The organism is Acetobacter sp. (assembly GCF_047721705.1).
Lineage (GTDB): Bacteria > Pseudomonadota > Alphaproteobacteria > Acetobacterales > Acetobacteraceae > Acetobacter.
On sequence record NZ_JBDNXK010000017.1, the window covers coordinates 40,915 to 49,366 of the forward strand.

Genomic DNA, 8,452 nt, shown 5'->3' on the forward strand with positions numbered 1-8,452 from the left:
ACAACCTGGACTGGCGACATTATGAAGGGGCAAACGATCCGCGTGGGGGCACAGACCGTAATATTCAGACTATAGAGGTGAATGCAGAAAGTGTTAGAAATTTCGTTAATGTTTCAATATTTCATTGTGTAAGAGATCGGTGAAAACTCTTTGCGTAGCTACAGTTTATCGGGTTTTCTCATTGTTCTTCATGATGCGCGCCAGTCCGAGGCATGCTGTTTTGAAAAGTCGTTCGTCCATAAGACGGGGAAAATGCACAATGGGCTGAAAGTCCATGTGGGCTAGAATGTCTTTTTCGATATCAATACCCGGAGCCACTTCGATAAGTTCCATGCCATCCGGTCCCAGTGAAAGAACACATCTCTCCGTGACGTAAAGCACGTCCTGTCCAAGATGACGGGCATAATCGCCGCTGAATGTAATCTGTTCTACAGTCTTAATGAATTTTCTCGATTTTCCTTCGTTCAAAACGGTCAGTGTTTCTCCTTCCGTTGAAATTTTCAGCCCACCGGCAGTAAAAGTCCCGCAAAAAATGATCTTCCGGGCATTCTGGGAAATATTGATAAAACCTCCGGCTCCTGCCAGCCGACCATTGAACCGACTGACATTGACATTCCCTTTCTCATCCACCTGAGCCATGCCAAGGACGGCCAGATTCAGGCCGCCACCTTCATAGAAATCAAATATCTGGTTCTGGGGAATGACTGCCGAAGCATTCAATGCAGAGCCAAAATCAAGTCCACCCTGAGGAAAGCCCCCTATGACGCCGGACTCTGTTGTAAGAGTCAGATGGTTCAGGACGTTCTCTTCTGCAGCCACGGATGCAACGCCTTCCGGCATACCAATTCCGAGATTGATGATGGCCCTGTCAGGAAGCTCCATGGCTGCTCTACGCGCGATGATCTTGCGTTCATCCAAGGGAAGGGGAGGGATGCGTTCAACCGGCACACGGATCTGTCCGGCCAAGGCGCTGCTGTAATGAGTGGCATAAGTCTGGTCATGGTTTTCGGGGGAGGCGACCACAATATAATCGACAAGTTCGCCGGGTATTTGCACGTTCCTCGGATTAAGCGAGCCTCGCTCGGCAATCTGTTCAACCTGCACGATTACGGTGCCACCAGAATTGCGTGTTGCCATGGCAATCGGCAGCGCATCCAGTGTCACGGCCTCTTTTTCCATCGTGACATTGCCCGCCGGGTCTGCGGTAGTGCCGCGTATAAAGCAGACATTGATGGGAAAGGTTTTGTAAAAGAGGTATTCTTCCCCCTCCAGATCAATGAATTTTACCAGATCTGTCAGCGTGCGTGCGTTAATGCGCCCGCCCTCAATCCGTGGGTCCACAAATGTGCGGACACCCACGCGGGACAACATACCGGGACGTTGTGCGGCAATAGCGCGATAAAGCTGTGAGATACATCCGAGCGGAAGATTGTAGGCCTCAATTTCGTTATCGACAGCAAGAGCCGCAATTTTTGGCACAAGAGACCAGTGCCCTCCAATGGCACGTCCAACCAGCCCTTTATGCGCGAGGCGGTTGAGGCCTCGTTCTCCAGCGTCTCCCGGTGCTGCCGCGAAGGTCAGCGTTACGTTTGATGGAGCGCCGGTTTCCAGAAACCGTTTTTCCAGACCAATGACAAGTTCTTCTGGGGTGCCTATGCCGACGAAACCGTTAATGGCGATAGTATCACCGTCTTGAATTGATTTTATTGCTTTTGAAATTGGAACAATTTTCTCCTGCATTATGCTTTCTCACTTACTTTTGCAGTATCGTATTTTTTCAGAAATTCGATGATGGAAGAGCCAAAAAGATTTTGTGCGCGAGAACCGACAAAAATTCCAACATGGCCCCCCGGTAAATTCAGTTCTTTATAATCAGTGCTGCCTGTTTTTCCCTTGAGAACGCAGGTTGTGGAAGGCGGAATGATATGATCCGCCGAGGCATAGATATTCAGAATAGGGGCTGTGATGTTCATCAGATTTACTTTCTGACCATCCAGTTCCCACTCATTTTTTATCAGCCTGTTTTCCTGATAGAGGTCCTTGAGCCATTGCTTCCCGGCTTCTCCAGGATGGTCGGGGCGGTCTGCAATCCATTTTTCCATGCAGAGCCAGTTCAATGTTTTTTCTTCATTGGAAACGATATTTACAAGATCGGAATTGTATTTGAGCATGCTGCGTACGGGGGTGAGCATGGTAAAAATCGTGCCCATGAAAGCGCCGCGTAAATTGCCTTGAGAATCAATGATACGATCGACATCTGCTGAAGGGATGCTGCGGATCCATACATTGAGAAGACCCTCGCTGCCACTGCTGTTTTTCTGGTCAGCATGAAAATCGATCGGCGTAATCGCTAAAATAAGAGTGTTGATTTTACTTGGTTTGAGTGAAGCGTAGGCAAGGCCGAATACCCCCCCTTCGCAAACACCAAAAAGATTGACGCTATCGACTTTTTCCCGGTGGCAGACTTCGTTGATGCAATCATCAAGGTAGCCGCAGATATAATCATCAAGTGTAAGAAAGCGGTCAGCACGGGACGGGTTGCCCCAGTCTGCTACATAGACCGTAATGCCTGCGTCGAGCAGTTTGCTGACAAGAGACCTGTCCTGTTGCAGGTCAACCATCGTCCAGCGACCAATCAGGCCGTAAGATATCAGAACAGGAATATGAAAAATCGATGGTTTGGTTGGCCTGAAACGGAAAAGCCTTACTTTGTCCCGATGCCAGACTTCTTCCTTCGGTGTTGTGGCAATCTGTACGGAAGCACGACGAGCGAAGGGCGACGCACTGCGCTTGCCGTGAATATCGCGTTCGACTTCTCTGGTTGTGACCATGTCAACCTCCTTTTGGCGGCGGGCTTATTTCAGCGCTCTTTTTGTTCACGGCTGTTTTTCGGGTTTTTCCTACTGTTCTTACAGGCTGTTTCTTCTGTCTCGGTGTGACAGTGGTATCTGTCGGCGTAGAAGGCTTAGAAGTGCGTTGGTTGCTGGTTTTTCGAGGAACGGGAGTTTGCGAAAGGGAGACGTTGTTCGTGGTATTCTGAACGCGTTTTTGAGGAGCGTTATTCTCTGGATGCTGATCTGGGGAAGATTTCGTCTCGGCGGCTTCAGCTTCTATATTTTTTTGAAGAATTCGGACTTCACGCCGTAACTGGGTCAGGGACCGGTGAACGTCATCCATTTCACCCCGTGTCGGGATGCCGAGAAGATCAGCGTAACGATCGACTATTTTCTGTTGGGCCAGTTTCAGGTCGGCAGTCGAGCGCAGTAACGCTGCCTGACTTTCGAGAAAATCCTCACGTCGTTGGAGATTGGTCAGAAGATGATTGGTGACTTCACCCCAGATGGACAACGCGGTAGCGGCATCCGTTACCGGTTTGCCCGCTTTGATATAAGCAGTAAGCGCATCTCCGAATTGCAGATTGGCTTCCAGAAACGTGTCGAAAACCAGAGACCCGCATTCGGCACCACGTTCCTGAAGAACGACCCATGCGGCACGGACTTCAGCGAACAGTTTTTCAAATTGCCACCATTCGCTGATCGGGGATCCTTCAGCGATACGGTTCGCGACGCTGTCTTCCTGAAACATCCGTCCGAACCATTGAAGTGTCGGAACACCAGCTTCTCCAGAAGAGCCGGGAGCCGTAAACTCTTTCCAGAACGTGGTGAAAAACTGAGTGGACGCAGCCATACTATCGGCGATGGCACTCTGTATCTGTCCGAAAGGCATATTTTCCGGAGGAGGGGTGTCGCTCAGTCCGGAAAAGGCCGTAGTCGCCTGTGCGGCCTGCCTACTGAATTCCAGCGCCATTTCGGTCTGCTGCTGCCAGAACCGTGTCATCACGGCGAATGCATCCTGTCCGTTCATGGCTGAAACTCAATGATCTGACGCACGGCTTTTCCCTCATGGAGAAGATCGAACCCCTCGTTGATTTGATCGAGTGTCAGTTTTCCCGTCATGAGTTTGTTCACCGGCAATCGCCCTTCCTGATAAAGGCCGATGTAGTTGGGAATATCACGGCGGGGCACACAGGTGCCGATATAGCTGCCCTTGAGCGTGCGCTCTTCTGCCACTAGTTGAACGAGAGGGACCGCTAATGCGGAACCGGGAGGGGGAAGGCCTGCCGTGACGGTTGTTCCGCCCAGGCGCGTGATTTTCCACGCGAGTTCCATGGCTTTGACGGCTCCGGCCATTTCCATGCAGTAATCGACACCGCCGTTTGTCAGTTCGATGATTTTCTCAATTGCGCCGTCTTCGGCTGGATTGATGGCATGTGTTGCTCCCAGAGCCTGAGCTAGATTCAGCTTCTCTCCGGAAAGGTCGATGGCCACGATCTGTCTGGCTCCAGAGGCAACGGCCCCCAGCACAGCCGCCAGTCCCACACCGCCCAGCCCGATGATGGCGGCACTTTGCCCGGCGCGTAGATTGGCGGTGTTGACGACCGCTCCGACACCCGTCAGCACCGCGCATCCAAACAGGGCCGCTTCGTCGAAAGGGATAGTGTCGTCAATTTTGACAATGGACCGTTCAGACACAACGGCATATTCGGCAAATCCGGAAACACCCAAATGATGATTGACGATTTCTCCGTCACAGTGGAGACGGCGTTTGCCGGTCAGTAATGTGCCCGCGCCATTGGCTTTTGCGCCTGGTTCACATAGGGCCGGGCGTCCCACGGCGCAGGGAATACAACTGCCGCAGCTCGGCATGAAGACCATGACGACATGGTCTCCCGGCACAACAGAAGTTACCAGGTCGCCAACTTCTTCAACAATGCCGGAACATTCATGTCCCAGCACCATTGGCATGGGACGGGGACGATCACCGTTGATAACTGAAAGGTCCGAGTGACACAGACCGGCTGCCCGGATTTTGACCAGCACCTCCCCCGGACCAGGGGGATCGATTTCCACTGTCTCTATCTCTAATGGTCTGCTTTCGGCGTAAGGAGGTTTTGCATTCATATTTCGCAGAAGCGCAGCTTTAATTTTCATTATTTACTCCTGATCAAAACCAAACCAGCATTGCGGTGGCAATGCATCAGGGATGAGATTCTGGGAAATCGTTTTTCTTGTGTTCAAAATTTTCCGAAAAGCTGTGGGTTTCCCGGATGGAGAGCTCTTCGACGAGCACAGTCATGTTCTCAGAGTAATCAATGGGGACAATCACGAGATGGACGCCGCCAGCGTTGAAAGCGCTATCAATGATGTTCGCGATATCGTCACTGGCCTGAACACGATAACCTGAGGCCCCATAGGCGCGGGCATATTGGACGAAATCGGGGTTGGAGAAGGTCATGCCGAAATCTGCATAGCCTTCTGCTTCCTGTTTCCAGCGGATCATGCCGTAAGCGCCGTCATCAATGATCAGCACGACGAGATTCAGCATGAGCCTGACGGCGGTTTCCAGATCCTGACTGTTCATCATGAATCCACCGTCGCCGCACACAGCCAGTACACGTCGATTGGGATAGAGCAGGGCAGCCGTCATGGCAGAAGGCAGGCCGGCACCCATTGTGGCCAGCATATTGTCCAGCAGAAGGGTGTTGGGCGCCATAGCCCGGTAGTTTCGTGCAAACCAGAGCTTGTACATACCGTTGTCGAGCGCCACGATGCCGTCATCAGGCATGATATTGCGCACGGCACGGACAATCTGCCGTGGAGCAGGGGGCCACGTTTCCTTTTCGGAGTTGCCACCTGTTCTGTCATGAATGACGTTGCGTGCATGAAGCAGAGTGCTTGTCTGCTCCATTCGCCCATGCAGAAGTCGCGTGAGTGCATGCAGGTTAAAACTGATATCGCCAATCAGTTCTTCGTCGGGATTATAAACAGTGGCGACACAGGGCTTGATATAGCCAATATGAAGAATGCGCTGGTTGGCTGGCTGGGGAATGAAGGGCGGTTTTTCCACCGTGTCGTGCCCGATGGAAATGATGAGATCGGCACTTGCTATCAGGTCGTGGAGATAGTCATTGCGCGATAGTGCCGCCGTGCCAAGAAAGTAATCATCCAGCCCTCCATCGGCTCCCATGCCCATCTGGGTAGTAAAGAAAGGGAGTTCCAGCTTCTGGATGAAGGTATGAATGCCTTCATAGGCTTCCGGTCGGTTGGCGGCTGCACCCAGCATGACCAGTGGCCGCTTGGCCGATAGTATCAGGGCGCTTACCCGTTCGAGATCCGCCGGAGAAGCCACCATGGTTCCAGTATTTGTTCGGGAAAGGAGCGGTGGTGTCTCACATTCGGCGCTCGCCACGTCTTCTGGAAGCTCCAGTAATACCGGCCCGCGTCGCTCGTTTGTTGCAAGCTGAAATGCATTGCGGGTAAGGGATGAGATGTCGCAAACAGCGCTTATTGTGCAGGAGAATTTCGTGATTGGTCGGAATGTTCCTACGACATCGGTGACCTGAAATCCGGCTTGGGGCGAGCTGAAAATGGATTTCTGACCCGTAATCATGATCATCGGCATCGCACCGAGATGAGCATATGCCGCAGCCGTGGTCATGTTCAGTGCGCCCGGTCCGCATGTTGCAAGGCACACGCCGGGTTTGCCGGTGAGACGTCCCCAGGTTGCCGCCATGAAGGCCGCTGTCTGTTCATGGCGTGTCAGAATGAGCGCGATCGAAGACTTTCGCAGGGACTCCAAAAGGTCGAGAGTTTCCTCGCCTGGAACACCGAAAATATATTCGACCCCCATTTCTTCAAGTGTAGCAACAAGGATATCCGACCCGATCATCATCTTTTCTTCTCCTTGCAACAGAATGGATTTTCCACGGAAACGTTTTTCGGCTGGAGAAATGTTTCGACTGTGGTGATTTGTTTCGGGGAATGTTGCTTGGAACAAGAATGTTCCGCAGTCAGGAGAGTTGCTTATTCAGAAGGCTTTGGAGATTTTTTTTAAGTAATCTTTATAAGATGAAATGTTTTGTTTTATTCGGAGTTCTCTTTTGGATGTTCAAAGAAAAACCGTAGCATTTCCACACTGGCGTTTGGTCCGCGTTGATCGGTGTAGGATCCGGAGGGATCGCCCTGTGACCATGCGTGCCCCATACCTTCCACCAGCCAGTTTTCCAGAACGACATGTCCAGCTTCATTACGCCAGACTGTTCTTGTCCACGGATAACCCGTAGGTGGTCTCTCTGTGGTCTCTTCGCTTTTCAGGTCACGGTTGTGCGTAAATTGCCTGACAATGGCTTGAGAATTTTTGACATTTACAATCTGGTCTTCTGATCCGTGAAAGAGGATCAGGGGGGGTAGGCGCGCGAGCAGGTCGGGTGACAGTTTATAGCCATTGTGGCCTGCCTGCATGGTATCGAAGGCCTGATACAGTGTGCTGGCGGACCGGTAGGCCAAACCGCTATGCACGCAGACAGCGGCGAATATCTCGGGATAGACAATGCCCATCGTCAGGGCGGTGGCGCCTCCTGAAGACATGCCAGCAACGTATATCCTTTTCGGATCTATGGTGTACTGCTCCTGAATTTGCCTGATAGTGGTGACAATCAGTTCCGGCTCGCCACTGTCGCGCTTCTGATGTGTGGGTGAATACCATGTCCAACATCCCATCATGTGCGCAAAGGATGCTTGATTGGGATAGAGAACGAAGCAGTTTGCTTCATCACCCAGCCAGTTCATTTTTGTGCCTACGGCGAAATCATCAGCCGTCTGACCACATCCGTGCAACATAACGACCAGGGGGCAGGGTGTACTGCCGTCATAATGCGAAGGAATGAAGAGTTTCCACTCCATGCTTCCATTACGTAAGTCGGTATTCCCTCCAATATAAAACGATTTTTCAGGAATGTCGGCCGCTCTGGAAGATGCGGAAAAACCCCTTGCCGCCCGGGCGACCAAAGAGGCACCACTCATCGAAAGAACCATGCTCATGGTTTTGCCAGTTTTGAAAAACTGTCGTGGGTCGGGCCATGGGCTCACGCGTTTCACCTTTTCTGTTGAAGTGTGTCGATCGGTCTGTCCTTGTCAGCTATTCTAATGTCTAAATGAGTGCGGCGTTTCCTATTTGTAATTACTTTAATCTTGCCCGAAGAAACGCAACAAAGGCTTGCTAGGCACGTTGAAAGCGACAGGTCACGTCACTGTGACTTCTTGTGCGAACATTTGAGCGGAAAAACCGATGGCTTCAGCAGTTGTCCTGCGTGTCGAAGAAGGACAGATTGAAGGTGAAATTCATCGTAACCTTATGGTTTTCAAGGGAATACCTTTTGCGCAGCCACCGGTGGATGCTTTGCGCTGGTGTCCACCCGAACCGCCCATTCCCTGGAATGGCATAAGGCAGACGAAAGAGTTTGGGCCAAGCTGTCCGCAAGCATGGCATAAATCGAGAAATTTTTATTTCAGCAACATGAAGGTGATGAGCGAGGATTGTCTCGACCTCAACGTAGGGGCGCCCGTTCAGAAAAAAGCAGAGAAAAAGCTTCCCGTTCTCGTGTGGATGCACG

7 protein-coding genes are annotated in these 8,452 nt (G+C 51.5%); 1 reads left to right on the forward strand and 6 read right to left on the reverse strand.

What is annotated here, in order from left to right; translation table 11 throughout:
- Positions 1-165: 165 nt before the first annotated feature.
- The 6 genes from ABF824_RS04855 to ABF824_RS04880 all read right to left on the reverse strand — a co-directional run bounded on the left by ABF824_RS04855 (position 166) and on the right by ABF824_RS04880 (position 7,880).
- A complete protein-coding gene (locus tag ABF824_RS04855) occupies positions 166-1,740 on the reverse strand; it encodes an acyl CoA:acetate/3-ketoacid CoA transferase (RefSeq protein WP_415486760.1) in 1,575 nt (524 codons plus the stop codon).
- Entirely contained in the window at positions 1,740-2,831 is a 1,092-nt protein-coding gene (locus ABF824_RS04860) for an alpha/beta fold hydrolase (protein WP_415486761.1), read from the reverse strand. Before ABF824_RS04860 ends, ABF824_RS04855 begins: the two co-directional genes overlap by 1 nt.
- 1 nt (position 2,832) lies before the next feature.
- A complete protein-coding gene (locus ABF824_RS04865) occupies positions 2,833-3,864 on the reverse strand; it encodes a poly(R)-hydroxyalkanoic acid synthase subunit PhaE (RefSeq protein ID WP_415486762.1) in 1,032 nt (343 codons plus the stop codon).
- Positions 3,861-4,991, reverse strand: coding sequence for a zinc-dependent alcohol dehydrogenase family protein (locus ABF824_RS04870; protein ID WP_415486763.1), 1,131 nt, complete (start codon positions 4,989-4,991; stop codon positions 3,861-3,863). The genes ABF824_RS04865 and ABF824_RS04870 overlap by 4 nt, the downstream gene beginning before the upstream one ends.
- Positions 4,992-5,037: 46 nt before the next feature.
- Positions 5,038-6,732 carry an acetolactate synthase large subunit gene (locus ABF824_RS04875; protein WP_415486764.1) on the reverse strand — a complete coding sequence of 565 codons (1,695 nt, stop codon included), beginning with the start codon at positions 6,730-6,732 and terminating at the stop codon, positions 5,038-5,040.
- 191 nt (positions 6,733-6,923) lie between these two features.
- Complete coding sequence (locus ABF824_RS04880) at positions 6,924-7,880, reverse strand: alpha/beta hydrolase family esterase (protein WP_415486765.1); 957 nt, start codon at positions 7,878-7,880, stop codon at positions 6,924-6,926.
- Positions 7,881-8,127: 247 nt separating this feature from the next.
- Between ABF824_RS04880 and ABF824_RS04885 the strand changes: the two genes are divergently transcribed.
- A partial coding sequence (locus tag ABF824_RS04885) for a carboxylesterase family protein (RefSeq protein ID WP_415486766.1) occupies positions 8,128-8,452 on the forward strand: 325 nt, incomplete at its 3' end.

What these genes read in the sequence shown, in the direction of transcription:
- ABF824_RS04855 (WP_415486760.1), bottom strand. Translation starts at nt 1,740, where the DNA reads ATGCAGGAGAAAATTGTTCCAATTTCAAAAGCAATAAAATCAATTCAA.
- ABF824_RS04860 (WP_415486761.1), bottom strand. Translation starts at nt 2,831, where the DNA reads ATGGTCACAACCAGAGAAGTCGAACGCGATATTCACGGCAAGCGCAGT.
- ABF824_RS04865 (WP_415486762.1), bottom strand. Translation starts at nt 3,864, where the DNA reads ATGAACGGACAGGATGCATTCGCCGTGATGACACGGTTCTGGCAGCAG.
- ABF824_RS04870 (WP_415486763.1), bottom strand. Translation starts at nt 4,991, where the DNA reads ATGAAAATTAAAGCTGCGCTTCTGCGAAATATGAATGCAAAACCTCCT.
- ABF824_RS04875 (WP_415486764.1), bottom strand. Translation starts at nt 6,732, where the DNA reads ATGATGATCGGGTCGGATATCCTTGTTGCTACACTTGAAGAAATGGGG.
- ABF824_RS04880 (WP_415486765.1), bottom strand. Translation starts at nt 7,880, where the DNA reads ATGAGCATGGTTCTTTCGATGAGTGGTGCCTCTTTGGTCGCCCGGGCG.